The sequence below is a fragment of the Lysobacter korlensis genome (genome assembly GCF_042434515.1).
Genome location: NZ_JBHLTG010000005.1, coordinates 416,452 through 442,733, shown reverse-complemented (window position 1 = coordinate 442,733; position 26,282 = coordinate 416,452). Strand labels below are relative to the sequence as shown.

Annotated in this window: 26 protein-coding genes and 1 tRNA gene; 11 read left to right on the top strand and 16 right to left on the bottom strand. The window is 69.7% G+C overall.

The features are described 5' to 3' along the window. Positions 1-80 precede the first annotated feature (80 nt). The 5 genes from ACFFGH_RS21540 (at position 81) to ACFFGH_RS21520 (ending at position 4,784) form a co-directional block, all read left to right on the top strand. Entirely contained in the window at positions 81-962 is an 882-nt protein-coding gene (locus ACFFGH_RS21540) for an ABC transporter ATP-binding protein (RefSeq protein WP_386672144.1), read from the top strand. After that, positions 959-2,074 (top strand): ABC transporter permease, encoded by a 1,116-nt coding sequence (locus tag ACFFGH_RS21535; protein ID WP_386672142.1) that lies wholly within the window; start codon positions 959-961, stop codon positions 2,072-2,074. The genes ACFFGH_RS21540 and ACFFGH_RS21535 overlap by 4 nt, the downstream gene beginning before the upstream one ends. A 69-nt stretch (positions 2,075-2,143) precedes the next feature. Next, complete coding sequence (locus ACFFGH_RS21530) at positions 2,144-2,554, top strand: SRPBCC family protein (RefSeq protein ID WP_386672140.1); 411 nt, start codon at positions 2,144-2,146, stop codon at positions 2,552-2,554. Positions 2,555-2,623: 69 nt separating this feature from the next. Beyond that, complete coding sequence (locus ACFFGH_RS21525) at positions 2,624-3,670, top strand: threonine aldolase family protein (protein ID WP_386672138.1); 1,047 nt, start codon at positions 2,624-2,626, stop codon at positions 3,668-3,670. A 121-nt stretch (positions 3,671-3,791) separates the two neighbouring features. Next, positions 3,792-4,784 (top strand): LLM class F420-dependent oxidoreductase, encoded by a 993-nt coding sequence (locus ACFFGH_RS21520; protein WP_386672136.1) that lies wholly within the window; start codon positions 3,792-3,794, stop codon positions 4,782-4,784. Between the two features lie 22 nt (positions 4,785-4,806). Here ACFFGH_RS21520 and ACFFGH_RS21515 read toward each other — a convergent pair whose 3' ends face one another. Further along, positions 4,807-5,031 (bottom strand): dodecin, encoded by a 225-nt coding sequence (locus ACFFGH_RS21515; protein WP_386672134.1) that lies wholly within the window; start codon positions 5,029-5,031, stop codon positions 4,807-4,809. A gap of 107 nt (positions 5,032-5,138) precedes the next feature. Here ACFFGH_RS21515 and ACFFGH_RS21510 point away from each other — a divergent pair, with 107 nt between their 5' ends. Further along, positions 5,139-6,872, top strand: a complete 1,734-nt coding sequence (locus ACFFGH_RS21510) for a long-chain-fatty-acid--CoA ligase (RefSeq protein WP_386672132.1) — start codon at positions 5,139-5,141, stop codon at positions 6,870-6,872. Here the strand turns inward: ACFFGH_RS21510 and ACFFGH_RS21505 are convergent. The 8 genes from ACFFGH_RS21505 to ACFFGH_RS21470 form a co-directional block, all read right to left on the bottom strand. Beyond that, positions 6,796-7,899, bottom strand: a complete 1,104-nt coding sequence (locus tag ACFFGH_RS21505) for a zinc-dependent alcohol dehydrogenase family protein (RefSeq protein ID WP_386672130.1) — start codon at positions 7,897-7,899, stop codon at positions 6,796-6,798. The genes ACFFGH_RS21510 and ACFFGH_RS21505 overlap by 77 nt on opposite strands. A gap of 125 nt (positions 7,900-8,024) precedes the next feature. Next, positions 8,025-10,202 carry an ATP-dependent Clp protease ATP-binding subunit gene (locus ACFFGH_RS21500; protein ID WP_446686163.1) on the bottom strand — a complete coding sequence of 726 codons (2,178 nt, stop codon included), beginning with the start codon at positions 10,200-10,202 and terminating at the stop codon, positions 8,025-8,027. 110 nt (positions 10,203-10,312) lie between these two features. Continuing rightward, complete coding sequence (locus ACFFGH_RS21495) at positions 10,313-10,729, bottom strand: heat shock protein transcriptional repressor HspR (protein WP_386672128.1); 417 nt, start codon at positions 10,727-10,729, stop codon at positions 10,313-10,315. Positions 10,730-10,759: 30 nt separating this feature from the next. Beyond that, positions 10,760-11,731 (bottom strand): DnaJ C-terminal domain-containing protein, encoded by a 972-nt coding sequence (locus ACFFGH_RS21490; protein WP_386672126.1) that lies wholly within the window; start codon positions 11,729-11,731, stop codon positions 10,760-10,762. Between the two features lie 3 nt (positions 11,732-11,734). Next, complete coding sequence (locus ACFFGH_RS21485; protein WP_386672124.1) at positions 11,735-12,424, bottom strand: nucleotide exchange factor GrpE; 690 nt, start codon at positions 12,422-12,424, stop codon at positions 11,735-11,737. A gap of 2 nt (positions 12,425-12,426) precedes the next feature. After that, a complete protein-coding gene (dnaK, locus tag ACFFGH_RS21480) occupies positions 12,427-14,289 on the bottom strand; it encodes a molecular chaperone DnaK (RefSeq protein WP_386672122.1) in 1,863 nt (620 codons plus the stop codon). A gap of 134 nt (positions 14,290-14,423) precedes the next feature. Further along, entirely contained in the window at positions 14,424-16,004 is a 1,581-nt protein-coding gene (locus ACFFGH_RS21475; protein WP_386672120.1) for a class I adenylate-forming enzyme family protein, read from the bottom strand. Positions 16,005-16,039: 35 nt separating this feature from the next. Then, a complete protein-coding gene (locus ACFFGH_RS21470; protein WP_386672119.1) occupies positions 16,040-17,053 on the bottom strand; it encodes an NAD(P)-dependent oxidoreductase in 1,014 nt (337 codons plus the stop codon). Positions 17,054-17,192: 139 nt separating this feature from the next. Here ACFFGH_RS21470 and ACFFGH_RS21465 point away from each other — a divergent pair, with 139 nt between their 5' ends. From ACFFGH_RS21465 to ACFFGH_RS21455, 3 genes are read left to right on the top strand one after another with little or no spacing between them, the layout of a single operon-like run. Next, complete coding sequence (locus tag ACFFGH_RS21465; protein WP_386672117.1) at positions 17,193-18,518, top strand: MFS transporter; 1,326 nt, start codon at positions 17,193-17,195, stop codon at positions 18,516-18,518. Between the two features lie 19 nt (positions 18,519-18,537). Further along, positions 18,538-19,344, top strand: a complete 807-nt coding sequence (locus ACFFGH_RS21460; protein ID WP_386672115.1) for an isocitrate lyase/PEP mutase family protein — start codon at positions 18,538-18,540, stop codon at positions 19,342-19,344. 37 nt (positions 19,345-19,381) lie between these two features. Further along, positions 19,382-19,801: a winged helix DNA-binding protein gene (locus tag ACFFGH_RS21455; protein ID WP_386672113.1), complete on the top strand. Its 420-nt coding sequence runs from the start codon at positions 19,382-19,384 to the stop codon at positions 19,799-19,801. Positions 19,802-19,810: 9 nt separating this feature from the next. Here the strand turns inward: ACFFGH_RS21455 and ACFFGH_RS21450 are convergent, their stop codons facing one another. The 6 genes from ACFFGH_RS21450 to ACFFGH_RS21425 are packed head-to-tail and all read right to left on the bottom strand — an operon-like array spanning position 19,811 to position 24,922. Continuing rightward, complete coding sequence (locus ACFFGH_RS21450; RefSeq protein WP_386672111.1) at positions 19,811-20,665, bottom strand: prenyltransferase; 855 nt, start codon at positions 20,663-20,665, stop codon at positions 19,811-19,813. 7 nt (positions 20,666-20,672) lie between these two features. Next, positions 20,673-21,038 carry a lycopene cyclase domain-containing protein gene (locus ACFFGH_RS21445; RefSeq protein ID WP_386672109.1) on the bottom strand — a complete coding sequence of 122 codons (366 nt, stop codon included), beginning with the start codon at positions 21,036-21,038 and terminating at the stop codon, positions 20,673-20,675. After that, positions 21,035-21,382 (bottom strand): lycopene cyclase domain-containing protein, encoded by a 348-nt coding sequence (locus tag ACFFGH_RS21440; protein ID WP_386672107.1) that lies wholly within the window; start codon positions 21,380-21,382, stop codon positions 21,035-21,037. Before ACFFGH_RS21440 ends, ACFFGH_RS21445 begins: the two co-directional genes overlap by 4 nt. Then, complete coding sequence (gene crtI, locus ACFFGH_RS21435) at positions 21,379-22,983, bottom strand: phytoene desaturase family protein (RefSeq protein ID WP_386672105.1); 1,605 nt, start codon at positions 22,981-22,983, stop codon at positions 21,379-21,381. Before crtI ends, ACFFGH_RS21440 begins: the two co-directional genes overlap by 4 nt. Beyond that, positions 22,980-23,855 carry a phytoene/squalene synthase family protein gene (locus tag ACFFGH_RS21430; RefSeq protein ID WP_386672102.1) on the bottom strand — a complete coding sequence of 292 codons (876 nt, stop codon included), beginning with the start codon at positions 23,853-23,855 and terminating at the stop codon, positions 22,980-22,982. The genes crtI and ACFFGH_RS21430 overlap by 4 nt, the downstream gene beginning before the upstream one ends. After that, the gene (locus ACFFGH_RS21425) at positions 23,852-24,922 is read right to left on the bottom strand and encodes a polyprenyl synthetase family protein (protein WP_386672101.1); all 1,071 of its coding nucleotides are present in this window, start codon (positions 24,920-24,922) and stop codon (positions 23,852-23,854) included. The genes ACFFGH_RS21430 and ACFFGH_RS21425 overlap by 4 nt, the downstream gene beginning before the upstream one ends. Positions 24,923-24,943: 21 nt before the next feature. Here ACFFGH_RS21425 and idi point away from each other — a divergent pair, with 21 nt between their 5' ends. Next, the gene (gene idi, locus ACFFGH_RS21420; RefSeq protein WP_386672099.1) at positions 24,944-25,477 is read left to right on the top strand and encodes an isopentenyl-diphosphate Delta-isomerase; all 534 of its coding nucleotides are present in this window, start codon (positions 24,944-24,946) and stop codon (positions 25,475-25,477) included. A 41-nt stretch (positions 25,478-25,518) separates the two neighbouring features. On the opposite strand, the gene dcd is transcribed toward idi, so the two are convergent. Next, positions 25,519-26,109, bottom strand: coding sequence for a dCTP deaminase (gene dcd, locus ACFFGH_RS21415; RefSeq protein WP_386672097.1), 591 nt, complete (start codon positions 26,107-26,109; stop codon positions 25,519-25,521). Between the two features lie 41 nt (positions 26,110-26,150). Between dcd and ACFFGH_RS21410 the strand changes: the two genes are divergently transcribed. Next, positions 26,151-26,224, top strand: a tRNA-Gly gene (locus ACFFGH_RS21410). Positions 26,225-26,282 lie beyond the last annotated feature (58 nt).

Sequence of the window (26,282 nt, the reverse complement as noted above, 5' to 3'; positions counted from 1 at the left end):
CACGCGTTCAGCCCGGCGGGCGATGTGCGACCCGCCCGCCGCTTCTTACCGTTGAGGGAACCGCGAAAGGAAGGGCCTCGATGATCAGCATCGACTCGGTGACGAAACGCTACGGCGAGCGCACCGCGATCGAGAACGTGTCGTTCGACATCGCCGCAGGCCGGCTCACCGGCTTCGTCGGCGGCAACGGCGCGGGAAAGACGACCACCATGCGCATCATCCTCGGCGTGCTCAGCGCGGACTCCGGGGACGTGCGGCTGAACGGCGCACCGGTGCGCAGCGACGATCGCCGCCGCTTCGGCTACATGCCGGAGGAGCGCGGGCTCTATCCGAAGATGAAGGTGGCGGAGCAGGTGGCCTATCTGGGGCGCCTGCGCGGGATGAGCGGATCCGCGGCGAACGCCGCCACGACCGAGCTGCTCGACCGGCTGGAGCTCGGACCACGCGCGAACGACACGGTCGAGAGCCTGTCGCTCGGCAACCAGCAGCGGGCGCAGATCGCCGCCGCCCTGGTGCACGACCCCGAGGTGCTCATCCTCGACGAGCCGTTCTCCGGGCTCGACCCCCTGGCCGTCGAGGTGGTCGTCGGCGTGCTGCAGGAGCGCGCCGCGCAGGGAGTGCCCGTGCTGTTCTCCAGCCACCAGCTGGAACTCGTCGAGCGACTGTGCGACGACCTCGTCGTCATCGCGGATGGCCGCATCAGGGCGAAGGGGCCCAAGGAGCGGCTGCGCACCTCGCACTCCACGCTGGCGTGGGACCTGGAGACCCCGGGCGACGCCGCCTGGCTGCGCTCCCGGCCCGGCATCGCCGTCCGCGAATTCGACGGCGGCTGGGCCCGCTTCGAGGCGGACGAGGCCACCGCCCAGGACGTGCTCCGTGACGCCCTCTCCCGCGGCGCCGTCCGCTCCTTCTCCCCCTACCGTCCCACCCTCACGGAGATCTTCAAGGAGGTGGTCAAGTGACCGCGAACACGCGTCCCCGCACCGTCTCGGGCACGACCGCGCCGACGTTCTGGCAGAGCGCGACCCTCGTCGCCGAACGCGAGATCATCACGAAGCTGCGCAGCAAGGCGTTCCTCTTCTCCGCACTGTTCCTGCTGGTGCTCATCATCGGCTCCATCGTGATCGGGCAACTGGTCGCGCAGAACGCCGGCGATCCGAAGGTCGCCACCGTGAGCGGCACCGCGTCGATCGTCGCGGGGGTGGACGGTCTCGACGTCACCTCGGCGGGGTCCGCCGAAGAAGCCGAGGAGCTCGTCCGGAACGGCGACGTCGAGGCGGCGATCCTGCCCACCGAGGACGAGCTCGGCTATCGGCTCGTCGCCCTCGAGTCGGCACCGAGCGGCCTGGTGCAGCTGCTCAGCGTGCGTCCGGAGGTGGAGCTGCTCGATCCCGCGGACCAGAGCGACATGCTCATCTACTTCGTCGCGCTGGGCTTCGGACTGGTGTTCTTCAGCTCCGCGATCACGTTCGGTGCGACGATCTCGCAGAGCGTCGTCGAGGAGAAGCAGACGCGCGTGGTGGAGATCCTGATGTCCGCGATCCCGGCGCGCGCCCTGCTCGCCGGCAAGGTGATCGGGAACAGCGCACTCGCACTCGGGCAGATCGTGCTCACCGCGATCGCCGCGACCCTCGCCCTGGCACTCACCGGCCAGCAAAACCTCGTCGGCTCGCTCGGCCCGAGCGTGCTGTGGTTCATCGGGTTCTTCGGCATCGGGTTCCTGCTGCTGGCCGCGCTGTTCGCCGCGAGCTCCGCGCTCGTGTCCCGGCAGGAGGACGTGGGCTCGGTCACCACCCCGGTGACGATGCTCGTGATGATCCCGTACTTCCTGGTGATCTTCTTCAACGACAACGACCTGGTGCTGACGATCATGTCCTACGTGCCGTTCTCGGCACCGGTCGGGATGCCCATGCGGATCTTCCTCGGTGAGGCGCAGTGGTGGGAGCCGATCCTCTCCCTCGCGATCATCGTCGTGACGACCGCGGCGGTCGTGATCGCGGGTGCGCGGATCTACGAGAACTCACTGCTCCGGACGGGGCCCCGGGTGAAGCTGAGCGAGGCGCTGAAGGGCTGAACCGCAGATTCGTGCAGCCGACCGCGCATTTCGGGGGGCGATGTCAGGCACCGGGCGTAGAACTGGAGCATGACACCGACAGGCCTCACCAAGGACGCCGGCTGGGAGCTCGGCGTCCGCCGCACCGTTCCGCTCCCCTCCCAGGACGTCTGGGATTACCTCATCGGGCCGGGTCGCCGCCGCTGGCTCGGCCATGCCGAGCTCGGCACGAACACGGGCGACCGGTACACCACGGCGGACGGCGTCGAGGGCGAGATTCGCGGTTTCACGGAGGGGCAGAAGCTGCGGATCACCTGGCGGCCGACGGACTGGCGGCACGATTCCACGCTCCAGATCAGCGTCCGTCCCGCGGCATCCGGAACGACCATCGGCATCCACCAGGAGCGCCTTGCGGACGCAGCGGAGCGTGAGCGGATGCTGACCCACTGGACTCAGGTGATGGACAAGATCATGGAGGACCTGGCGGCGCCCGGCGAATAGCCGATCGCGGTCGCCAGCCCGTCGAAGCGACCGGCGAGTTCCCCGGTTGGATCCTGGAAGGATGGGATCGTGACCAGCCTGCACGATCCCGCCTTCCGCACCTTCGCCTCGGACAACTACTCCGGGGTGCACCCGGAGGTGCTCGCGGCCCTCGCTGCGGCGAACGGCGGACACCAGGTCGCCTACGGGGAAGACGTCTACACCGAGCGCCTCCAGGAGACGATCCGGCAGCACTTCGGCGAGCAGGCGGAGACGTTCCCCGTCTTCAACGGCACCGGCGCGAACGTCGTCGCGCTCACCTCGATGCTGCCCCGGTGGGGTGCCGTGATCTCCACCGGCACCGCGCACATCCACACCGACGAGGCCGGCGCCCCCGAGCGGGTGAGCGGCCTCAAGCTGCTGCCGGTCGGCACCCCCGACGGGAAGCTCACCCCGGAGCTGATCGCCACCGAGGCGTGGGGCTGGGGCGACGAGCACCGGGCGCAGCCGCTGGCCGTGAGCATCACGCAGACCACCGAGCTCGGCACGCTCTACACACCGGCGGAGGTGCGTGCCATCGCGGACTTCGCGCACGAGCGCGGGATGGCCCTCCACCTCGATGGGGCAAGGATCTGGAACGCCGCGGCGGCGCTCGGCGTGCCGTTCCGGGAGTTCACCACCGATGCGGGTGTGGATGTGCTGAGCTTCGGCGGCACGAAGAACGGGCTGCTCGGCGCGGAGGCGATCGTGGTGCTGAACCCGGAGCGCGTGAGCGGGCTCATCTATCTGCGCAAGCTCAGCATGCAGCTCGCCAGCAAGATGCGGTTCATGAGCGCCCAGCTCCTCGCGCTGTTCGACGACGACCTCGGCCTCCGCTCGGCGACGCACGCCAACACCATGGCGGCGCGGCTGCGTGCCGAGGTCGAGTCGATCGACGGGATCGGGTTCAGCCAGGCGACCGAGGCGAACGCGATCTTCGCGTTGCTTCCCCCGGGCGCCGCCGACCGGATCCGGCAGACGTTCCGGTTCTACGACTGGAACGCCGCCAAGGGCGAGGTGCGCTGGATGTGCTCCTTCGACACCACGGAGGACGACGTCGACCGGTTCGCCGCCGCCGTGCGCGAGGCGCTGGCCTGACCCCTTCCGTCGAGTCGCGGGGAACGGACACGACTCGGCGGCGTGTCGTGTCCGAAGCCCGCGGCTCGGGAAAGGCTGTGGCTCAGCGTTCTCACGGTGGACCCATCCATAGGGTCGGAGCATGCGCTTCGGAATGTTCGTCCCTCAAGGCTGGCGGTTCGACCTCGTGGGGATCGATCCCGCGGAGCACTGGGCGGTGATGCGCGACCTCGCGCAGCACGCCGACTCGGGTCCGTGGGAGTCGATCTGGGTCTACGACCACTTCCACACCACCCCGGAGCCGAGCGACGAGGCGACCCACGAGGCGTGGACGCTGATGGCGGCGTTCGCGGCCGGGACGAGCCGGGTTCGGCTGGGTCAGATGTGCACGTGCATGAGCTACCGCAATCCCGCCTATCTCGCGAAGGTGGCGGCGACCGTCGACATCATCTCCGGCGGCCGGCTGGAGATGGGCATCGGCGGAGGCTGGTATGAGCACGAGTGGCTGGCGTACGGCTACGGCTTCCCCCGTGCGGGTGAGCGGCTGAAGCGGCTCGACGAAGGCGTGCAGATCATGCGGCAGGCCTGGACCACCGGCACCGCCACCCTGGACGGCGAGCACTACCAGGTGGACGGCGCCATCGTCCGGCCGCTGCCGCTGCAGGAAGGCGGCATCCCGCTGTGGATCGCCGGCGGCGGCGAGAAGGTGACCCTGCGGATCGCGGCGAAGCACGCCCGGTACACGAACTTCGCGGGGAACCCGGACGACTTCACCAGGAAGAGCGAGCTGCTGCGGCGGCACACCGAAGAGGTCGGCACCGACTTCGACGCGATCGTGCGCAGCGCCAACTACAACACCATCGTCGCCCGGACCGAGCAGGAGGTCACCGACCGCATCGATGCGATCGAGGCGCGCGTGACACCGCACCTCGGCGAGGCGGGTGCGGCGAAGTTCGTCGCGGACTACCGGAGCGGGCACGCGCTCGGCGTGGGAACGCCGGAGCAGGTCGTCGAGCGGCTCTCGCACATGAAGGAGCTCGGCCTCGCCTACTCGATCCACTACTTCCCGGAGGCGGCCTACGACCGCAGCAGCGTCGAGCTGTTCGAGCGGGAGGTGCTGTCCGCGCTGCAGTAGCGCGGACACGGCGGAGCAGGGTTCAGTCGTCCTCTTCGGGATCCTCGAGCCGGAAGCCCACCTTCATCGTCACCTGGAAATGCGCGACCTGGCCGTTCTCGATCTCACCGCGCTGCGACACCACCTCGAACCAGTCCAGGTGCCGGACCGTCTCGGCCGCACGGCTCAGCCCGTTGCGGATCGCCTGATCGATCCCGTCCGGTGAGGTGCCCACGATTTCGGTGACTCGGTAGGTGTGATTCGCCATGATCGCCCCTTCGCGTTCGTTGAGTCCGACGCTAGTCGGCCGCGCCACCGGGCGGAAGGGCGCACCGCTCCCCGGATCGGCACAGGCGGCATCCAGATACTTGAGGTGTGACCGACGCCCACACCCCATCCGTGTTCTCCAGCCGCCCCTGGCTTCCCGCATACGCCGAGGGTGTGCCGCACGACATCCCCAGGCCGAAAGGCAACCTGCTCCGCATGATCCGGTCCTCCGTGGAGCACTACGCGAAGCACACCGCACTGGTGTTCTTCGGGGCGCGCACGACGTACCAGGAGCTCGGCGATCAGATCGACCGCGTCGCCGAGGGTCTGCGGAAGCTCGGCGTCAAGCCGGGAGACCGGGTGGCACTCATCCTGCCGAACTGCCCTCAGCACATCGTGGCCTTCTACGCCGTGCTCCGGCTCGGTGCCATCGTGGTGGAGCACAACCCGCTGTACACGCCGCGGGAGCTGCGGCACCAGTTCGAGGACCACGGCGCCCGGGTCGCCATCGCCTGGGACAAGGTGTGCGACACGGTGCTGGACTTCCCGTCCGACATCCGGGTGACCACGCTGGTGTCGGTCGATCTCACTCGGGCGATGCCGCTCGGCACGCGGATGGCGCTTCGCCTGCCGCTGCCCGCCGCCCGGCGCGCGCGCGACTCGCTCACTGCCGAGCCGCATGGCAAGGGCATCCTCCGCTGGGAGCGGCTGCTGAAGCACCGGCGCATCGGGAAGAACGTTCGCGGACCGAAGGCCGACGACATCGCGGTGCTGCAGTACACCAGCGGGACCACCGGCAGCCCGAAGGGTGCCGTCCTGACGCACCGGAACCTCCGCGCGAATGCCGAGCAGGGCCGCGCATGGGTGCCGGGGCTGCAGCCCGGTGAGGAGAGCTTCTACGCCGTGCTGCCGATGTTCCACGCGTACGGCCTGACGCTGTGCGTCACGTTCGCGATGAGCATCGGCGCGACGCTGGTGCTGTTCCCCAAGTTCGACGTCGACCTCGTGCTGAAGGCGGCGAAGAAGCATCCGCCCACGTTCCTCCCCGCGGTACCGCCGATCTACGATCGGCTGGCCCAGGCGGCGGAGGAGCGCGGCGCCGACCTGAGCACCGTGCGGTTCGCGATCTCCGGCGCCATGGCCCTGCCTCCGGAGACCGTCGAGCGCTGGGAGCGGGTGACCGGTGGGCTGCTGGTCGAGGGGTACGGCATGACGGAGTCGTCACCGGTGGCGCTCGGGAACCCGATCGGGCCGAGCCGGCGCGTCGGCACCGTGGGCGTCCCGTTCCCGAGCACCGAGATCCGAGTCGTGGACCCGGAGGACCCCGAGAAGGACCTCGGCTTCGGCGAGCGCGGAGAGTTGCTGCTGCGTGGCCCGCAGGTGTTCTCCGGCTACTGGAACCGGCCGGACGCGACCGCCGAGGCGCTGCTCCCGGACGGCTGGCTGCGCACCGGCGACATCGTGGAGGTCGCCGACGACGGGTTCGTGCGGATCGTCGACCGCATGAAGGAGCTCATCATCACCGGCGGATTCAACGTCTCCCCCAGTGAGGTCGAGGAGGCGCTCGGGTCGCACCCCGATGTGCTCGAGGCCGCGGCGGTCGGGCTCCCAGGGAGGGACGGCGGCGAGGAGGTTGCGGTCGCCGTGGTGCTGCGCGACGGCGCCACACTGGATGAGCAGGGCCTCCGGGAGTACAGCCGCCGGTTCCTCACCCCCTACAAGATCCCCCGCCGCGTCGTCGCGGTCGAGGAGCTGCCGAAGTCCCTCATCGGGAAGGTGCTCCGCCGGAAGGTGCGTGACCTGCTGCTGGAGACACCCGGTCAGGGCGCAGCAGCACCTTGACGGCCCGGCGTTCGTCCATCGCCGCGTAGGCTTCGGCGACCTGGTCGAGCGGCAGCTGAAGGTCGAAGACCGGTGACGGGTCGAGCCGTCCGTCGAGCACCTCCGGCAGCAGGTCCTCGATGTAGTTGCGCACCGGTGCCACACCGCCGTTCACGCCGACATTGTTCGAGAACATGAAGCCCAGGGGCAGCTCCGGTCCGCCGTTCGGCACGCCGACGAAGCCCACGGTGCCGCCGGGACGCGCGGTGCGCAGCGCCTGGTCCATCGACTCCTTGGTGCCGACGCACTCGAGCACGCAGTCCGCACCGATTCCGCCGAACAGCTCCGTCACCCGGGCGATGCCGGCGTCGCCGCGCTCCGCCACGATGTCGGTTGCGCCGAATCGGGTGGCGATCGCCTGCCGGTCCTCGTGACGGGACATCGCGACGATACGCTCGGCGCCCAACCGCTTGGCAGCCAGGACGGCGCAGAGCCCCACCGCGCCGTCGCCGACCACCACGACGGTCGTGCCGGGGCCGACCCCGGCGGACACGGCGGCGTGGTGACCGGTGCCGGCGACATCGCTGAGGGTCAGCAGTCCCGGGATCAGCTCCGGAGCCGGGGTTCCCGGCGTCGCGACAAGGCTGCCGTCGGCGTGCGGCACCCGCACGAGCTCGCCCTGCCCGCCGTCTGCGAAGGCGCCCATCCGGTCGTCGCTCCCCCACCATCCGCCGTTCAGACACGACGTGCTGATCCCGTTGGGGCAGTTCTCGCACGTCATGTCGCAGTCGTAGAACGGCGCGATCACGAAGTCGCCGACCCGGATGCGCTCCACGTGCTCGCCGACGGCCTCCACCACCCCGACGAACTCGTGGCCGATCCGCCGGGGCTCCTGCACCGGGGTGACGCCGCGGTACGGCCAGAGGTCCGACCCGCAGACGCACGCCGCCACCACCCGCACGATCGCGTCGCCCCCGGTGGAGAGCACCGGGTCGGGCACCTCCTCGAGCCGCACGTCCCTCTCGCCATGGATCACCGCTGCACGCATGGGCGCGAACCTATCGATCTGCGGCTGGAGAGTTCACGGACCCGAGCCCGTCGCTTGCGCGGGGTCGTCGAAGTGAAGGATCCAGCCGGTTGCCCGTAAGGCCGCTTCGACAGGCTCCCCGAGCGCTACTCGATGACCTCGGCCTCGATGACCTCGTCGAACTCGAAGCGCTCCACCGTCAGGCCGTCCGGGCCGACGTCCACCCGGACGGTGTCGCCGTCGTGGACCTCGCCACCGATGAGCGCCTTCGCCAGCTTGTCGTCGATCTCCCGCTGCATGAGCCGGCGCAACGGCCGGGCCCCGTACACCGGGTCGTAGCCGCGCTCGGCGAGCCAGCGGCGCGCGGCCGGGGTGACGGCGAGCTCGAGCCTGCGGCCCTCCAGCCGCCGCGACAGGCGGTCGATGTTGAGCTCGACGATCTGGCCGAGATCCTCCAGGGTGAGGGGCGCGAACACGACGATGTCGTCCAGCCGGTTCACGAACTCGGGCTTGAACGCCTGGCGCACCAGCTGCTGCACCGTCTCCTGCTTCTCGTCCCAGCTGAGGCCCTGGTCGATCAGCACCTGGCTGCCGAGGTTGCTGGTGAGGACCAGGATCGTGTTCCGGAAGTCGACGGTGCGGCCCTGACCGTCGGTCAGGCGGCCGTCGTCGAGCACCTGCAGCAGCACGTCGAACACCTCCGGGTGCGCCTTCTCGACCTCGTCGAGCAGGATCACGGAGTACGGCCGCCGGCGCACCGCCTCGGTCAGCTGACCGCCCTGCTCGTAGCCGATGTAGCCGGGAGGGGCGCCGACGAGGCGCGAGACGGAGAACTTCTCCCCGTACTCGCTCATGTCGATCCGGACGAGCGCCTTCTCGTCGTCGAACAGGTATTCGGCGAGCGCCTTCGCCAGCTCGGTCTTTCCGACGCCGGTGGGGCCGAGGAACATGAACGACCCGGTCGGCCGCCCCGGGTCCGAGATGCCCGCACGGCTGCGCCGAACCGCCTCACTGACGGCCCGCACGGCGTCCCGCTGCCCGATGAGGCGGCGGCCGAGCTCCGCCTCCAGGTTCAGCAGCTTCTCGCTCTCGCCCTGCGTCAGCCGGTCGACGGGGATGCCGGTCCAGGCAGCGACGACGGATGCGATGTCCTCGTCGGTCACCTGGTCGTTCACCATCCGAGGACCGGTCTGCTCGGCTTGCTCCGCCTCGGCGAGCCGCTTCTCGATCCCCGGGATCGTCTCGTAGTTGAGTTTCGATGCGTCCTGGTAGCGACCCTCGCGCATGGCACGGTCGAGCGCGATGCGGGCGTCGTTGAGCTCGCTCTTCAGATCCCCGACGTCGTGCAGCGACGCCTTCTCGGCCTGCCAGCGGGCCTGCAGCTCATCCAGCTGCGCCTGCCGCTCCGCGAGGTCCTCACGCAGCTTCGCCAGCCGCTCGCGGGACGCGTCGTCCTTCTCCTTCTTGAGCGCGAGCTCCTCGATCTTCAGCCGGTCGACGGCGCGCTTCAGCTCGTCGATCTCCACCGGGGAGGAGTCGATCTCCATCTTCAGCCGGCTCGCCGCCTCGTCGACGAGGTCGATCGCCTTGTCGGGCAGCTGCCGAGCCGCGATGTAGCGGTTCGAGAGCACGGCCGCCGCGACGAGCGCGGAGTCGGCGATGGTCACCTTGTGGTGCGCCTCGTAGCGCTCCTTGAGCCCGCGGAGGATGGCGATCGAGTCCTCGACGCTGGGCTCACCGACGTACACCTGCTGGAATCGCCGCTCGAGCGCGGCATCCTTCTCGATGTACTCCCGGTACTCGTTGAGCGTCGTCGCACCGATCATTCGCAGCTCCCCGCGGGCGAGCATCGGCTTCAGCATGTTGGCCGCCGCGACGGACCCTTCGCCGCCGCCCGCGCCCATGAGGGTGTGCAGCTCGTCGATGAACGTGATGATGCGGCCGTCGGAGTCGTTGATCTCCTTGAGCACGGCCTTCAGCCGCTCCTCGAACTCGCCGCGGTACTTCGCACCGGCGATGAGGGCGGAGATGTCGAGTGCGACGAGCTGCTTGTCCTTCAGCGAGTCGGCGACGTCGCCCGCGACGATGCGCTGGGCGAGCCCCTCCACCACGGCGGTCTTGCCCACACCGGGCTCGCCGATGAGCACGGGATTGTTCTTGGTGCGGCGGGTGAGCACCTGGCTGATCCGCCGGATCTCGGAGTCGCGGCCGATGACCGGGTCGAGCTTGCCGGCCTTGGCCAGATCCGTCAGGTCGATGCCGTACTGCTCGAGCGCGCTCTTCTGGTCCTCCTGGCTGGAGGGGGCGCCCTGCATGTTCGCCATATCAGCTCTCCTCAAACTTGAGTCTCATTGACTCAATTTTATGTCGTGGTCCCGAATCCCGCCATTCGAGCCGGCCGCTCGGCGCTCGCCTCCAGCGAACGAGCGATCGCTCAGCCGCGCCCGAGTGGCCTCCAGACCACGAGCTGGGTGTTGCGCTGGGTGCGGGTGCCCGCACGGAGGGGCACGACGTCACCGGACTCGCCGGCCGCGAAGATCCGCCGCCCCGGGCGGTTGAGCATCTCGTCAGCGAGCGCAGCCTCCAGCTCGCGCACGCGTCGGCGAAGGCCCGTCACCTCGTTCTCGAGCTCGAGGATGCGGCGGATGCCCTCGAGGTTCAGCCCCTCGGCGCTCATCCGGGCGATCTCCCGCAGCTGCGCCACGTCGCGCATCGAGTAGCGGCGCGACTTGCCGGCCGTGCGGGTCGGGCTGACAAGGCCCAGCCGGTCGTACTGGCGGAGCGTCTGCGGGTGCATGGCGGCCAGCTCCGCCGCGACCGCGATCGGGAAGATCGGGGAGAACTCATCCATCTCGGGCCCCTCCTCTCGTCCGAGCGACCGCTACGCGTCCTGGCGCGCGCGGATCATCAGATCGTCGCGCGGGTTCTCCTGCGGCATCGCCTCGGCGAAGCCCTCCAGGTGCTTGCGGGCCTCCGCACTGAGGTGATTCGGCACCGCCACCTGCACGGTGGCGAGCAGATCGCCCTTGGCGGTCCCCTGCGCGACGCCTCGCCCCTTCACGCGGAGCACCCGCCCGCTCGGGGTGCCCGGTGCGACGCGCAGCCGCACCGTGTCCCCCTCGAGCGTCGGCACCTCGATGGTGGCCCCGAGTGTCGCCTCGACGAAGGTGACCGGCACATCGAGCCGGATGTGGTTCCCGTCCCGCTCGAAGACCGGGTGCTTCTTCACCGAGACGGTGAGCACGAGGTCTCCCGGCTCACCGCCGTCGGTGCTCGGCTCGCCCTTGCCTTTCAGCTTGATCCGCTGCCCGTCGCTGACGCCGGCGGGGATCTTCGCACGCAGCGGCTTGCCAGACGGCTGCGACAGCGACACCGTCTCGCCGCGGATCGCGGTGAGGAAGTCCAGCGTGACGTTCGCCGCGACATCCCGCCCCTTGGTCGGGCCGCCCCAGCGGAACCCGCCGGCGGAGCGGTCGGCACCGCCGAACATCCCGCCGAGCAGATCGTCGAAGTCGGCCTGGCTGTAGCTGGTGCGGGCGCCCCGGCCGAACATGCCGCCGAAGACGTCTTCGAACCCACCGGCGCCGCCCCCGCCGTGGGCGGTGAAGCGGGCGCCGGAGCCCATGGCCCGGACCTGGTCGTACTCCGCCCGTGTCTCCTTGTCGGAGAGCACGGAATACGCTTCGCTGACCTCCTTGAAGCGCGCCTCTGCGGCGGCATTCCCCGAGTTGGAGTCCGGGTGATACTGACGCGCGAGCTTGCGGTACGCCTTCTTGAGGTCACTGTCCGAAACGTCCTTCGAAACGCCGAGGATGGCGTAGAAGTCCTTGTCGAACCAGTCCTGGCTGGCCATGGGTTACTCCGGGACGGACACCGCGACCTTGGCGGGCCGCAGCAGGCGCTCGCCGATCGCGTAGCCGATCTCGATGACGTCGGCGATCGTCGGCCCCTGCACGTCCGGCGACGGCAGCTGCACGAGCGCCTCGTGGTAGTGCGGGTCGAACGGCTCGCCCTTGCCGCCCACGGTGCGGACGCCATACTTCTCGAAGCTGCCGCGGATCCGCTGGGCCACGAGCGCGATGCCGCTGCCCTCCGGCACATCGCCGTGCGCCTCGGCGCGGGCCAGGTCGTCCAGGGCCGGGAGGAAGGAGCGCAGCACCTCGGCGACGACCGCCTCACGGTTCGCGGCGCGGTCGCGCTCGACCCGGTTGCGGAAGTTCACCAGCTCCGCCTGCGCGCGCAGCATGTCGTTGCGCATCTCGGCGACGAGGTCCTGCTCCGCCTGGTCGAGGATCTGCTGATCTTCCGCGGAGAGCTCGACATCCGGGCCCTCCGCGGAGAAGAGCTCGTCGATGCCGTCGATGTCGGCGGTGTCGCCGTCCTCGGAGGCGGCCCCTGAGCCCGTCGAAGGGCCCGCCTCCGAGGGCGCACGGACGTCCCCGGTGTCCGGATCGATCCGTCGCTTGTCGCGGATCACCGGCTGCTCAGCCGAGGGGTCCTTGTCGTCGGGCGAATCGGGGGTGGGTTCGTTCGTGTGCTTGGCCATCGTTACTTCCGCGGCTCCTCGTCGTCCACGACCTCGGCGTCGACGATGTCCTCGTCGCTGCCGGATGCGTCGGCGGGCTGCTCACCCGCGCCTGGGTTGGAGGCGGGCTGCTCCTGCTGCTGCGCGTAGATCGCCTGACCGAGCTTGGTCTGGCTCTCGTTCAGCTTGTCGAACGCAGTCTTCACGGCCGCGTCGTCGTCACCGGCGAGCGCGGTCTTCAGGGCGTCGACATCGGCCTGCACCTCGCTCTTGACGTCGGCGGGGAGCTTGTCCTCGTTGTCCTTGATGAGCTTGTCGATGGAGTAGGCGAGCTGCTCGGCATTGTTGCGCACCTCGGCCGCCTCACGACGCGCCTTGTCCTCGGCGGCGTGCTCTTCGGCCTCGCGCACCATGCGCTCGATGTCGTCCTTCGGCAGCGACGAGCCGCCGGTGATGGTCATCGACTGCTCCTTGCCGGTGCCCTTGTCCTTCGCCGAGACGTGCACGATGCCGTTGGCGTCGATGTCGAAGGTGACCTCGATCTGCGGGATGCCGCGCGGCGCCGGCGCGATGCCGGTCAGCTCGAACGTGCCGAGCGCCTTGTTGTCGCGGGTGAACTCGCGCTCGCCCTGGAAGACCTGGATCGCCACGGACGGCTGGTTGTCGTCGGCGGTGGTGAAGGTCTCGCTCCGCTTCGTCGGGATGGCGGTGTTGCGCTCGATGAGCTTCGTCATGATGCCGCCCTTGGTCTCGATGCCGAGGCTCAGGGGGGTGACGTCGATCAGCAGCACGTCCTTGCGCTCACCGCGCAGCACGCCGGCCTGGAGGGCGGCGCCGACGGCGACGACCTCGTCCGGGTTGACACCCTTGTTGGGCTCTTTGCCACCGGTGAGCTTCTTCACCAGGTCGCTCACCGCGGGCATGCGGGTCGAGCCACCGACGAGCACCACGTGCGCGATGTCGGCCACCTTGATCCCGGCCTCGCGGATGACGTCCTCGAACGGCTTCTTGGTGCGGTCGAGGAGGTCGGAGGTCATCTGCTCGAACTGGGCACGGCTGAGCGTCTCGTCGAGGTTCGCGGGGCCGTTCTCCGTCAGGGACAGGTACGGCAGCTGGATGCTGGTGTTGGTCGAGGAGCTGAGCTCCTTCTTCGCCTGCTCCGCCGCCTCCTTCAGCCGCTGCAGGGCGATCTTGTCGTTCGAGACGTCGACGCCCGTGGAGTCCTTGAAGCGCTTGACCAGGTGCTGCACGACCCGCTGGTCCCAGTCGTCACCGCCGAGGCGGTTGTCACCGGCGGTGCTGCGGACCTGGATGGTGGAGAAGTCGTCGTCCTTGCCGACCTCGAGCAGGGAGACGTCGAACGTGCCGCCACCGAGGTCGAAGACGAGGATGAGCTCGTCCTCCTTGCCCTTGTCGAGGCCGTAGGCGAGGGCCGCCGCAGTGGGCTCGTTGATGATGCGCAGCACATTGAGGCCCGCGATCTCGCCCGCCTCCTTGGTGGCCTGGCGCTCTGCGTCGTTGAAGTACGCGGGAACCGTGACGACGGCGTCGGTCACCGGCTCGCCGAGGTACTGCTCGGCGTCGCGCTTCAGCTTGCCCAGGATGCGCGCGGAGATCTCCTGCGCGGTGTAGCGCTTGCCGTCGATCTCTTTCTTCCAGTCGGTGCCCATGTGGCGCTTGACGGAGGCGATGGTCCGATCGACGTTGGTGACGGCCTGGCGCTTCGCGGTCTCGCCGACGAGCACCTCGCCATCCTTGGTGAAGGCCACCACCGACGGGGTGGTGCGGAAGCCTTCCGCGTTCGCGATGACCGTCGGCTCCCCGCCTTCGAGGACTGCGACGACCGAGTTGGTCGTACCGAGGTCGATTCCTACTGCTCGAGCCATAGTGCTCTGTCTCTCCTTGATCGTCCGTTCACGCAATTCCACAGCGGAACTTGAGTCTTGCACTATCAAGTTTAGTTCGACGGCGTCGGCTGTCAAATCTTCCGGGCCGAATCTGAGCCGGCACGGCTCAACTCTCAGTCTTCGGCGTCGAGAAGCCGGCTTCGGAGGGCTCGGCGGTCCACCTTGCCGAATGCGTTCCGCGGAATGGCGTCCACCACGTGCACCCGGAGCGGCTTCTTGTAGCCGGCGAGCCGGCTCCGGCAGGCCTCGGTGACCGTGCGCAGCAGCGCGATCGCCCCATCCGGACCCGAGTACTGCTTTCGCGCGGGTTCGGTGAGCACCACGGCGGCGTGCACCCCCTCGCCCCAGCGGTCATCCGGAAGCCCCAGCACGACCGCGTCGAGGACTCCCTCCACCCCCGCGATCACCCGCTCCACCTCGCCGGGGTAGATGTTGAACCCGCCCGAGATGATGACGTCGTTCCTGCGGTCGACCAGATGGACGTATCCGTCGTCGTCGATGCGCGCAAGGTCGCCGGTGAAGAACCAGCCGTCGGGTGTTCGCACGCGCGCGGTCAGCTCCGGCCGGCTCCAGTATCCCGGGAGCACCACGTCGCCGCGCACCACCACCTCACCATCGACGAGGCGTGCCTCCACAGCCGAAATCCAGCTCCCGGCGGAGGAGAGCCGCTCGCGGGCCCGGTCGGTCTTCTCGCCTCCGGCTGCGAAGTCGCGCGCTGCCGCGTCGTGCTCCTCCGGCGACAGCCACGACACCGGCGCGAGGGCTTCGGCGAGTCCGTAGAACTGGGACAGCACACCGGGAAGGCGCTCGGCGGCGAGCGCAAGCGCCTCGGCCGCGATCGGCGAGCCGCCGTACGGGACGGCACGCAGCGGCGGCACGAGCCGGTCGTCGCCCGTCATGGCACTGGTCAGCCGGGTGAGGAGCACCGGCACCAGCGGCAACACCGTCACCGAGTGACGTGCGACCGCCTCGATCACGGAGCCGGCGTCGAAGCGTGCCATCGGAACCGTGGCCGCACCGCTGACCGCGCAGTTCAGCCCGATCGTGCCGCCGAAGTGTGTCATCGGGGCGACCGCAAGCACCACGTCGCCGGGGCGGATCTCCGGCAGCACCGCCAGCGCGTTGCGAGTCTGAGCGACCCACCCACCGTGCGTGACCACGGCGCCCTTCGGCTCGCCGGTCGTACCGGAGCTGTACATGAGCATCGCCATGTCGTCCGGGGTCGCGGCCGGTTCCGGGGCGCCGCCTGTCACGGAACGCGTTGCGAGCGTGGCCGGCGTGTGCCCGCCGCCCGTATCGGCGAACTCCAGCACCCTTGCGGAGGATCCGGCCGCCTCCAGCGCCAGCCGCAGGTCCGCGGCGACGTCCGGACCGGCACAGACGAGCGGCGCGTCACAGTCGACGGCGATGGCCGCCACTTCCCGCGGATGCAGACGCGACGACAGCGCGACCCGAACCATCCCGAACCCGAGAATGGCGTGCTCCAGCACGCGGAGCACGGCGCTGTTCTCCAGGTACAGCACGATCCGGGCATCCTTCGCCGCCCCCTCGTCCGCGAGCAGCTCCGCCGCCCCTCGGGCGACGAGCTCCAGCTCCCGGAACGTCACCCATCCTTCGGGCGTCAGCAGGGCGGGATGCGACCCGAAGGCCGCGTACGCGTGCCGGAGCTGGTCCGCCACGGTTCGTATCGCCATGGCTCCCTAACCTAGACGACCGCCGCTCCGTGCCATCAGGGATGGACGAGACGGCGGACCACCTCGCGAGCCGCGGGCTGCAGGCGGCGAGGCGGCAGCCCTCTCGCCAGCATCTCCAGGTCGTCGACGACCAGCTCGCCGAGCTCCCAGAACCCCTCAGGGACACTGCCCGCCCGGTGCGGTGACAGCACCGCGCCCTCGGCTCGGCGGATAGGGTGGTCGAGCGGCGGCGGCTCCGCCGGGAACACGTCGATCGCAGCCCGGAACCGGCCATCGGAGACCAAGTCGGTGAGCGCGTCGAAGTCGACGACATGCGCGCGGCTGATCAGCACCAGCACGGCGCCAGGCTGGATGCGCTCCAGCACCTCCCGGGAGAGCAGGGCGCGGTTCTCGACGCTCGGCGCCGCCAGCACGAACAGCACGCGCGATCCGGAGACCAGCGTCTCGAGATCCACCGGCTCGACCCCGCACCTGCGGAGGTACCCGTCACCGAGCCAGGGGTCGTGTGCCGAGATGCGACAGCCGAAGGGGGCGAGCAGGGGTTGCAGGGCCTGCGCGATGCTGCCGAACCCGAGGAAGCCGACCGGCTTGCCGTAGAGCAGGAAGCTGTCACGGTTGCCGGCGCCGAGCCACTGCTCGGTGCCGGCGCGCATGGCGCGGTCAGCGGACACGATGCCGCGGCTGCAGGCGAGGGCGAGTCCGAGCGACATCTCGGCGACCTGGCGGGCGAAGCCGGGCGCGGCGGAGAGCACATGGATGCCGCGGGTGAAGCAGGCCTCGTAGTCGAGCGCCGTGGGGAAGCCTCCGGAGACGTCGATGATCGCCCTCAGGTCGGGGAAGTTCTCCCCCACCTCGCCGTACCGCCACGAGGTGCAGACGATCGCCTCGGCTGTCTCCAGCTCGGGGATCGCCTCCTCGACCGGCATCGGCTCGTCCCGGCCCCAGACGACGTCCACCGTCTGCTCGAGGCGCTCGCGATCGGCGGGCGAGAACAGTCGATCCATGGACCAGAAGTGGGGATCGACCACGACACGGGGTTTGGGCTGCATTGCGATCCGTTGCGCGTAGACCTGGAGTCCGGCCCGAACCGGGCCGATGCGAACGCTATCAGCCGCGTTCGTGAGCTGCCCAGGCTGACCGTCTGCGTCGTTCACCGGCCGGACACCTCCCCCGGGCTAGGTTTTGGGCATGAGCGACGCGGCCACGATCGGCGAGACAAGCCTTCAACGGCAGAGCGGGAAGCACGTCCCCCGTCGGCAGGTGCTCTCGTGGGCGCTGTGGGACTGGGCGGCTCAGCCGTACAACACCGTGATCCTCAGCTTCGTCTGGGCACCGCTCTACTTGCAGTCTGAGGTGTTCCTCGCGCCGGGGCAGACGGAGGACGACCTGTCAGGGCTGATGGGGTGGGCGATCGCGGCCGGCGCGCTCATCGTCGGGTTGCTGGCCCCGGTGCTGGGCCAACGTGACGACACCGCGGGACGCCGGAAGCTGAGGCTGGGACTCTGGACTGGACTGCTCGTCGTCGCGACGGCCTCGCTCTTCTTCGTCGCGCCGCAGCCGGGCTTCTTCCTGCTCGGAGCGATCCTCGTCGCCGTTGCGAACGTGTTCAGTGAGATCGCCACGGTGAACTACTACGCAATGCTCACTCAAGTGTCGACGCCGGCCACGGTCGGTCGGGTGAGCGGCCTGGGGTGGGGCTTCGGCTACCTGGGCGGCATCCTCATGCTGGCCATCGTCATCGCGATCCAGATGAACGACTGGTTCGGTCTTCCGCAGGAGACGGGGCTCCGGCTCGTGGCCGTGGGATGCGCCGCGTGGACTGTTCTCTTCGCGATTCCCCTGTTCCTTGCGGTGCCGGAGGCGCCCCCCGCCCCCGGACGGCGGCCGGTCGGCTTCTTCCAGTCGTACGTCGTGCTGGTGCATGACATCAGACGCATCTGGCGGACGGAGCGCGGGATCTTCTGGTTCCTGCTCGCGAGCGCCGTATACCGCGACGGCCTGGCGGGGGTGTTCGCGTTCGCCGGCTCGATCGCCGCGATCACGTTCGGCTTCGACTTCTTCGGCGTCGTGCTCTTCGGTGTGGCAGCCAACGTCGTCGCCGGGCTCAGCACGATCCTGTCGGGGCGCTTCGACGATCGTGTGGGTCCGCGCCCGGTCATCACGACGGCACTGGCCGGACTGGTGATCGTCGGAACGGCCGTCTTCCTGCTCCGGGATCTCGGCCAGCCGGTGTTCTGGATCGGCGGGCTGATCCTTGCAGCCTTCGTCGGGCCTGCGCAGACGGCGAGCCGCTCCCTGCTGGCCCGCGTTGCCCCGCTGGGGCGTGAGGGAGAGCTGTTCGGCCTCTACGCCACGACGGGACGTGCCACCAGCTTCATGTCGCCGGCGCTCTGGGGCCTCTTCATCGGCATTTCGGGCGGTGTCCAGGCATGGGGCATCGTCGGGATCCTGCTGCTCCTGCTCGTCGGCCTGGTCCTCTTCCGTCTGGTGAAGCTTCCACAGGCCGCCCGCTGAACTTCGGAAGGTGAAAACGATGGGGATGACGGACGCGCCGCAGGCGCAGAAGGCCACCCTCCTGCGCTCGCTGCACGTCCCCGGGTCCCCACTCGTGCTGGTGAACGTCTGGGACGCGGTCTCCGCCCGGGTGGTGAGTGAGACGCCGGGCGTGCGCGCCGTGGCCACCGCAAGCCATTCGGTGTCGTACGCGCACGGGCTGCCCGACGGCGAGGGGCTGAGCGCCGACCAGGCGATCGAGGCTGCGCGGCGCGTGGTGGGCGCTGTGCAGCACCTGCCGGTCACCATCGACTTCGAACGCGGCTACTCCCCCACCGCGGCTGGTGTCGGGGAGAACGTCGCGCGGCTGCTGGAGACCGGCGCCGTCGGCATCAACCTCGAGGACAGCCTCGGCGACGGTCCGGATCCACTCCGCCCGATCGACGAGCAGTCCGAGCGGATCGCCGCCGCGCGCGCGGCCGGGCAGCGGGCCGGGGTGCCCGTGGTGATCAACGCCCGCATGGACGCGCTCGCAGTCGCGCCGCAGGAGTGGGACGACGCGATGACGCGGGCGAACGCCTACCTTCGGGCGGGTGCGGACTGCGTCTTCGTGATCGGATACGGCAGCGCTGACCGCCTGGCGCGCGCGATCGAGGAGATCCACGGTCCGGTCTCGGTCGTCGGGAACCCGTCCGCTCCCCCGCTTCGCCGCCTCGCGGAGTTGGGCGTCGCGCGGATCAGCTTCGGTCCGTACAGCCTCGGTCTCGTGCTGGCGCACCTGCGGCGCGCGACCGTCCAGCTCACGGACCTGGACGACTACCCGGAAGAGCTCGGCTTCCGCTACTGAGCCTGGCGTCTCGCGCCGCCGTGCGTACGCTGGACCCGTGGCCGATTCACGTCCTCTGGGGTTCTGGCTCAAGCTCGTCGACCGTCTGCTCGATGAGCGATTCGCGGCGGTGCTCGACGAGCACGGCGTCAGCCGCGGTCAGTGGCGACTGCTCAACGTGGTGGCAGACGGTGGCGCGACCGCTGCCGATGTCGAACGGGCGGTGGCGCCGTTCACGAGCGACGAGGGGATGCCGGTCGCCGCGCAGCTGGAGGAGCTGATCGAAAGCGACTGGGTCGCCGTCGCGGGCGAGGAGTACCGGCTGACCGAACGCGGCGCCAACGCCCACGCTCGCCTGGCCGAGGTCGTCGCCGAGCTGCGCACGGGCAGCACCGAGGGCGTCTCCGAGGACGAGTACCGGCTCACGCTGGGAACGCTCGAGCGGATGGCGCGGAACCTCGGCTGGTCGGCGGAGTAGCCTCCGGGCTCAGCGGAGCGCGTACCAGATGAGCAGCATCGTCACGAGGAACCCGGTCCCGAAGTTGAGCCAGAGGAATCGGCGCCATGCCCGGTTCGCCCGCTCTGCGTCCGCGTCGGACACGGACCAGTACGGCGCCACGTTGGCCACGTACAGGAGCGGCAGCACGGCGGCGATCGGCCCCGGCCAGTCGGTGAAGAGCAGCAGCACCGCCCCTGCCGCGTAAGCGGCGGCGGCGAACCGCACGGTCGCTCTGGCGCCGATGGCAGTGGCGATCGAGCCGATGCGCGCTTCGCGGTCGGCGACGATGTCCTGAACGGCGCCGAACGCGTGCGACGCGATCCCCCAGAGGAGGAACGCGGCGAGCAGCGCCAGCAGCTGCGGCGTGAACGCCGCCCCGGCGAGCACCAGCCCGTAGACCGCGGGACTGACGAAATGCGTGCTCGATGTGACGGAGTCGAGGAACGGCCGCTCCTTGAAGCGCAACCCGGGCGCGGAGTAGGCGACCAGAGCGAACATGCTCACCGCGAGAACGAGCCAGGACGCCGGATCGCCGAGCAGCACCAGCGCGACCAAGAAGGGCACCGTGGTGATCGCGGACGCCCACAGTGTCGCGCGGTGCAGCCTGCGGTCGAGGAGCGCGCCCTCGACGCCGCCCTTCCGCGGGTTGCGGAGGTCCGACTCGTAGTCGAAGACGTCGTTGATGCCGTACATCGCCAGGTTGTAGGGGATCAGGAAGAAGATCGTGCCGAGCACCAGCCGGACGTCGACCTCCCTTGCTGTGAGCACGTAGGCGGCGGCGAACGGGAATGCGGTGTTGATCCAGCTGAGCGGCCGGGACGACAGCAGCAGCGCCCTAAGCATCGAGGCCCTAAGCATCGAGGCCCTGCGCATCCTGGTCCTGTGCCGCCGGGTCCGGCGCCGCCGGGAGGGGCACCCGAACGGTGAGGTGCCAGATCGCCGGGAGCAGCAGCACGGCGGCGATCGCGTACGCGAAGTCCTCGATCGGCGCGACCCCGACGCGGAGGCCGCTGATCCGGTCGGCGTCGTAGCCGACCAGGCCGACCGCGATCATCACGTTGTCGAAGACGGCCGTGAGCAGCAGGAGCGCTCCCGCCGCGATCGCGAGGGGCCGCCAGCGGATCCCGCCGCCGCGTCCCCTCGAGCGCAGCACGGCGAGGACGACCACGACCCCGACGACCAGCAGGAACACCGCGTTGAGCGCGAGATAGGTCATCGGCCCCGCCGTCCACCGGCGGCGCGAACCGAGGTCTGCCACTGCCCCGCCGCGGCGTACAGGTTCATCGTCAGGTAGCAGAGCAGGGTGAGGAAGAGCACCTCCTCGACAGGGAGCTCCGGCCCCAGCAGCAGGCCGGTCATCAGCTCACTGCCGGCGCCACGGAAGAAGATGCCGAGACCGATGCCGGCGAGGTCCCACAGCAGGAAGAACAGCACCCCGGAGATCAGCACGATCGCCGCCCGGCGCGCATCACGCCAGAAGAACAGGCCGAACCGGCGATCGAGCACCACCATGCCGGTCAGCGAGACAGCGAGCGCCGCCAGGTACACCAGTCCGGTCACAGCGGTTCCGGGAGCGGACCAGCGGACACATCGTTCCGCAGGCGCTTCACGACGAGCTCGGCACTGATCAGGCACATCGGCAGCCCGATGCCGGGGATCGTCGACCCGCCGACGTAGAAGAGGTTCTCGACCTTCCTGCTCTTGTTGCCGGCGCGGAAGAACGCGCTCTGCCGCAGTGTGTGCGCGGGTCCGAGCGCGGTGCCCCGCCACGCGTTGTACCGGTCGACGAAGTCACGCGGACCGAACGTCCGCCGAACCTCGATGCGATCAGCGAGGTCCGGGATGCCGGCCCAGTCGGCGATCTGCCGGATCACCCGGTCGGCGATCGCCTCCACCCGCGGGTCCCCGTCGCCGTCCTCGTCGCCGCGGCCGATCGACGGGTCCGCCGGCACCGGTACCAGCACGAAGACGTTCTCGCTGCCCTCCGGGGCGACGGTCGGGTCGATGCCGCTCGGCTTGCAGACGTAGATCGACGGCGGCTCCGGGATGCGCGGGTTCGGTCCGAAGATGTCGCCGAAGTTGCGCTCCCAGTCGCGGGCGAAGAGCAGAGTGTGGTGCTCGAGCTGCGGCAGCTCCCCGCGGACGCCGAGATAGAGCAGCACCGCGCTCGGTCCGGGCACCGCGCTCGTCCAGTACTTCTCCGGATACGTCCGGTGCTCCTCGGGCAGCAGCTGCGTCTCGGTGTGGTGCAGGTCGGCGCCGCTGACCACGAGGTCGGCATGCATCGTGTGCTCCGCATCGGCCGCGACGTATCGGACGCCCGTCGCCGCACCATTCTCGACCAGGATGCCGCGCACGTCGGCGCCGCGGACGATCCGCACCCCCTCCCGCTCCGCGAGTGTCGCGATGCTCTCGATCACCCGGGTGAAGCCGCGACGCGGGTACAGCACCCCGTCCGTCATGTCGAGGTGGCTCATCAGGTGGTACATGCTCGGCGTGCTGTACGGCGAGGAGCCGAGGAACACGGCTGGGTAGCCGAGGATCTGCCGCAGCCGGGGGTCGTCCACCGTGCGGGCGACCAACCGCGCCAGTGACTCGGTCAGCAGGCGCAGCAGCCTCGGCGTCCTGGCCACCACTCTGGCATCGAACACCGGCCCCAGCGCCGCGAAGCTGGTGTAGAGGAAGCGGGAGGTCGCCATCTCGTAGGTGTCCTTGGCGGACTCGAGGTACCGGGCGAGCTTCGCACCGGCGCCTGGCTCCACCGACTCGAAGAGCTCGAGATTGCGGTCGCGGTCGCCGGCCACGTCGATCGGCTCGGATTCGCCTTCGAAGAACACCCGGTAGCCGGGATCGAGCCGCACCAGGTCGAGCTGCTCCTCCGCCGTGCTGCCGAGCAGCCGGTAGAAATGGTCGAAGACCTCGGGCATCAGGTACCAGGACGGTCCGGTGTCGAAGCGGTAGCCGTCCCGCTCCCAGCTGCCGGCGCGGCCGCCCAATTCGCTCCCCCGCTCGAGCAGGGTGACGTCGTGGCCTTCGCGGGCGAGCAGCGCGGACGCCGCGAGGCCCGCGATCCCGCCGCCGATCACGATCGCGCTGCGTCGTGCGTCGTCTCCCGAGCGCCCGTCGCCGGGCGTCGCGGCGTTCTCGGTCGGTCCGCTCACGGCTTCGGCACCCATCCCGCGGCGGCCGCCGCCGCGATCCGCAGCTTCACCGGGTCCGGCACCCGCACCCGGGAGCGGAGCAGCTGATCCGCCGGTGTGCGCCGGATCCGCTCGGCAAGCTCGGTGAAGACGCCCTGCGCCAGCGCCACGGCTCTCCGGGCGCTCGCCGGCAGCTCCGGAATGGTCGCGGCTGAGGCATGCAGGTCGGCGTCGATGTCGTCGAGGATGCGGTGCTTGTCCGCCTCGGTGAACCGGGCCACGTCGACGCCTGGGAAGTAGCTGCGGCCGAGCGCCTCGAAGTCCGCTGCCAGGTCGCGCAGGAAGTTCACCTTCTGGAACGCGGCGCCGAGGCGGCGGGCGCCCTCCTCCAGGCGGGCCGTCCGCGCGGGGTCTGCGGGGCGGCCGCGCTCGAAGACGCGCAGGCACATCAGCCCCACCACTTCCGCGGATCCGTACACGTATCGTTCGAAGCTCTCCGCGTCGTGCTCGGCACGGGTGAGGTCCATGCGCATCGACGCGTAGAACGGGGCGGTCAGCTCCGTGCCGAAGCCGGCCTGCCTGGCGGTGCCGGCGAACGCGTGCAGGACGAGATTGGCGCTGTAGCCGCGCTCGATCGCCGTGGCCGTGTCGCGCTCCAGCTCGTCGAGGGCCTGGGCGGCCGTCTCCCGGTCCAGCCGGGCGTCCTCCGCCGCGCCGTCGACGATCTCGTCGGCGATCCGGACGAGCGCGTAGATGTTCTCCACGTGCTGACGCACGTCCCCGGCGAGCAGGCGCGACGCCGCACGGAACGATGTCGAGTAGCCGGCGATCACCGTGCTGGCGCTGCGCTCCGCGACCCTGGTGTACAGCGCGAGCCGCTCGGGAGAAGTCACTTCACCCTGCGCAGCACGGTGTCGGCGAGCGGGTGCAGCTCCGTGCGGAGCGCATGCGGGATGTGCGCCTCGGCGAGCCTGGCCAGCGCGCGGTTGGCGTAGTAGCGGGCGAGCCCCTCGGCGAACGAGCGCGCGCCGGTCGAGATCAGCAGTCCGCGCACCTCGGCCGCCTGCTCGTCGGTGAGATCCGGCCGGCCCAGAAGCGGCTCGATGCGTGCCCAGTCGGGCGTCGTGGTCGCGTACGCGATCATCACCGTGCGCTTGCCTTCGCGGAGGTCGCCGACGGTGGACTTGCCGGTCTCCTGCTCTCGTCCGAAGACGCCGAGCACGTCGTCCACGATCTGGTACGCGATGCCGATCTCACGGCCGAAGTCGGCGAGGGTTGCGACGGTCTCCTCTGATGCTCCGGCGAGGATGGCGCCCGCCTGAAGCGGACACTCGAACGAGTACACCGCGGTCTTCAGCCGCTCCATCGTGAGGATGTCGTCGACCCGGGGCATGTCCGCCCCGAACGAGAAGTCGACGTCGATGAGCTCACCGGCGGCGCTGGCGAACAGCGCCTCGTCCATCACTTCGAGCAGGCGGGTGCGCACCTCGCCGCTCACCCCGCTCCGGTCGACCAGCCGGCAGGAGTTGAACAGGGCGAGATCGCCGGCGATCACCGCCGCGGAGATGCCGCGATGCTCGGCCGCCACGGCATCCGACCCCGACGCGGTGGCGCGTTGACGGTACAGCCCTGCGATGTTCGGGACGCCTCGCCGGCTGAAGTCTCGGTCGATCACGTCGTCGTGCACGATCAGTGCGGTGTGCAGCAGCTCGAAGGCGGCGCCGACGTAGGCGGCGGCCTGCAGATCGGTGCCGCCCAGCGACTGGTACGCCGCGAAGACCATGCGGGGCCGCATCCGCTTGCCGCCGCTCGTGTTGGCCTCCAGCGCGTCCCAGAGTCCGGCGTATTCGGGTCCCAGGGGAGCCGCACGCTTCCTGGATAGGCTGAAGAAGCGGTCGAGGACCGCGTCGACCTGCGCCTGCCGCGACTCTGCGGGGGCGAGCAGCTCGAAACCCTCCATTGATGCAGACTAGCGCGGGCCTTGAACACTGAACCTGAGCGAGAAAGCGTGATCCTCGTCGCCGACGACGGCACGCCGATCGGGGTCGCCGACAAGCGCACCGTGCACTCCGCCGACACCCCGCTGCACCTCGCGTTCTCCTGCCACGTGTTCGACGAGCACGGCCGCGTGCTGGTGACGAGGCGCTCGCTGCAGAAGCTGACGTGGCCGGGTGTCTGGACGAACAGCTTCTGCGGCCATCCGGCGCCGGGCGAGCCGGTGGAGGATGCGATCGGCCGACGCGCCGAGCGGGAGCTCGGGCTGGCTGTGCGAGCGGTCGAGCTCGTCGTCCCGGGCTTCCGCTACCGCGCGGTCGACGCCTCCGGGATCGTCGAGAACGAGCTGTGCCCCGTGTACCGGGCCGTCACCGCATCCGCCCTCGACCCGCGACCGGACGAGGTGGCGGAGCACGCCTGGGTGGAGCCGGATGCCCTCCGCGCCGCCGTGCTCGCCGCCCCATACGCGTTCAGTCCCTGGCTCGCGCTGCAGCTGCAGGAATGGCCCGCCAGCGTCTGACGCTGCACCCGCACCGGGGCACCCGACTCGGGGAGGCAGCCTCAGAGCGAGCGGTCGCCGACCTCGGTGCGGTGGAAGTTCTGGAAGGAGCGCGACGCGGTCGGACCCCGCTGCCCCTGATAGCGGGAGCTGTACTCGCTCGATCCGTATGGGCGCTCGGTCGGTGAGGAGAGCTTGATGAAGCAGAGCTGCCCGATCTTCATCCCCGGCCACAGCTTGATCGGCAAGGTGGCGACATTGCTGAGCTCGAGCGTCACGTGGCCAGAGAACCCGGGGTCGACGAATCCGGCGGTGGAGTGGGTCAGCAGGCCGAGCCGGCCCAGGGAGCTCTTGCCCTCCAGCCGCGCTGCGATGTCGTCGGGCAGGGTGATGAGCTCGTACGTCGATCCGAGCACGAACTCCCCCGGGTGCAGGATGAACGGCTCGCTCGTCTTCGCCTCGACGAGGCGCGTCAGCTCCGGCTGGTCCTCCGCCGGGTCGATGAACGGGTACTTGTGGTTGTCGAACAACCGGAAGTACTTGTCCAGTCGCACGTCCACGCTCGACGGCTGCACCATGCCCATGTCGAGCGGGTCGAGACCGATCCGCCCGGATTCCAGTTCGGTCCGGATGTCCCGGTCGCTGAGAAGCATGGCCCGAGACTACTAGAATGGTTTCCGGCCTTCCCGGCTGCGCGAGTGTAGTTCAATGGCAGAACTTCAGCTTCCCAAGCTGATAGCGCGGGTTCGATTCCCGTCACTCGCTCCAACGTTCAGTTCTCGACTCGGTCGCGGCCTGTCTCACGACGGTCGCCGGGAGCCCGCCC

Excerpts from the sequence above, each read along its gene's own strand:
- ACFFGH_RS21540 (WP_386672144.1), top strand. The coding sequence starts at position 81 with ATGATCAGCATCGACTCGGTGACGAAACGCTACGGCGAGCGCACCGCG.
- ACFFGH_RS21530 (WP_386672140.1), top strand. The coding sequence starts at position 2,144 with ATGACACCGACAGGCCTCACCAAGGACGCCGGCTGGGAGCTCGGCGTC.
- ACFFGH_RS21520 (WP_386672136.1), top strand. The coding sequence starts at position 3,792 with ATGCGCTTCGGAATGTTCGTCCCTCAAGGCTGGCGGTTCGACCTCGTG.
- ACFFGH_RS21515 (WP_386672134.1), bottom strand. The coding sequence starts at position 5,031 with ATGGCGAATCACACCTACCGAGTCACCGAAATCGTGGGCACCTCACCG.
- ACFFGH_RS21505 (WP_386672130.1), bottom strand. The coding sequence starts at position 7,899 with ATGCGTGCAGCGGTGATCCATGGCGAGAGGGACGTGCGGCTCGAGGAG.
- ACFFGH_RS21500 (WP_446686163.1), bottom strand. The coding sequence starts at position 10,202 with ATGGCGAACATGCAGGGCGCCCCCTCCAGCCAGGAGGACCAGAAGAGC.
- ACFFGH_RS21495 (WP_386672128.1), bottom strand. The coding sequence starts at position 10,729 with ATGGATGAGTTCTCCCCGATCTTCCCGATCGCGGTCGCGGCGGAGCTG.
- ACFFGH_RS21490 (WP_386672126.1), bottom strand. The coding sequence starts at position 11,731 with ATGGCCAGCCAGGACTGGTTCGACAAGGACTTCTACGCCATCCTCGGC.
- ACFFGH_RS21485 (WP_386672124.1), bottom strand. The coding sequence starts at position 12,424 with ATGGCCAAGCACACGAACGAACCCACCCCCGATTCGCCCGACGACAAG.
- dnaK (WP_386672122.1), bottom strand. The coding sequence starts at position 14,289 with ATGGCTCGAGCAGTAGGAATCGACCTCGGTACGACCAACTCGGTCGTC.
- ACFFGH_RS21475 (WP_386672120.1), bottom strand. The coding sequence starts at position 16,004 with ATGGCGATACGAACCGTGGCGGACCAGCTCCGGCACGCGTACGCGGCC.
- ACFFGH_RS21470 (WP_386672119.1), bottom strand. The coding sequence starts at position 17,053 with ATGCAGCCCAAACCCCGTGTCGTGGTCGATCCCCACTTCTGGTCCATG.
- ACFFGH_RS21465 (WP_386672117.1), top strand. The coding sequence starts at position 17,193 with ATGAGCGACGCGGCCACGATCGGCGAGACAAGCCTTCAACGGCAGAGC.
- ACFFGH_RS21460 (WP_386672115.1), top strand. The coding sequence starts at position 18,538 with ATGGGGATGACGGACGCGCCGCAGGCGCAGAAGGCCACCCTCCTGCGC.
- ACFFGH_RS21450 (WP_386672111.1), bottom strand. The coding sequence starts at position 20,665 with ATGCTTAGGGCGCTGCTGCTGTCGTCCCGGCCGCTCAGCTGGATCAAC.
- ACFFGH_RS21445 (WP_386672109.1), bottom strand. The coding sequence starts at position 21,038 with ATGACCTATCTCGCGCTCAACGCGGTGTTCCTGCTGGTCGTCGGGGTC.
- ACFFGH_RS21425 (WP_386672101.1), bottom strand. The coding sequence starts at position 24,922 with ATGGAGGGTTTCGAGCTGCTCGCCCCCGCAGAGTCGCGGCAGGCGCAG.
- dcd (WP_386672097.1), bottom strand. The coding sequence starts at position 26,109 with ATGCTTCTCAGCGACCGGGACATCCGGACCGAACTGGAATCCGGGCGG.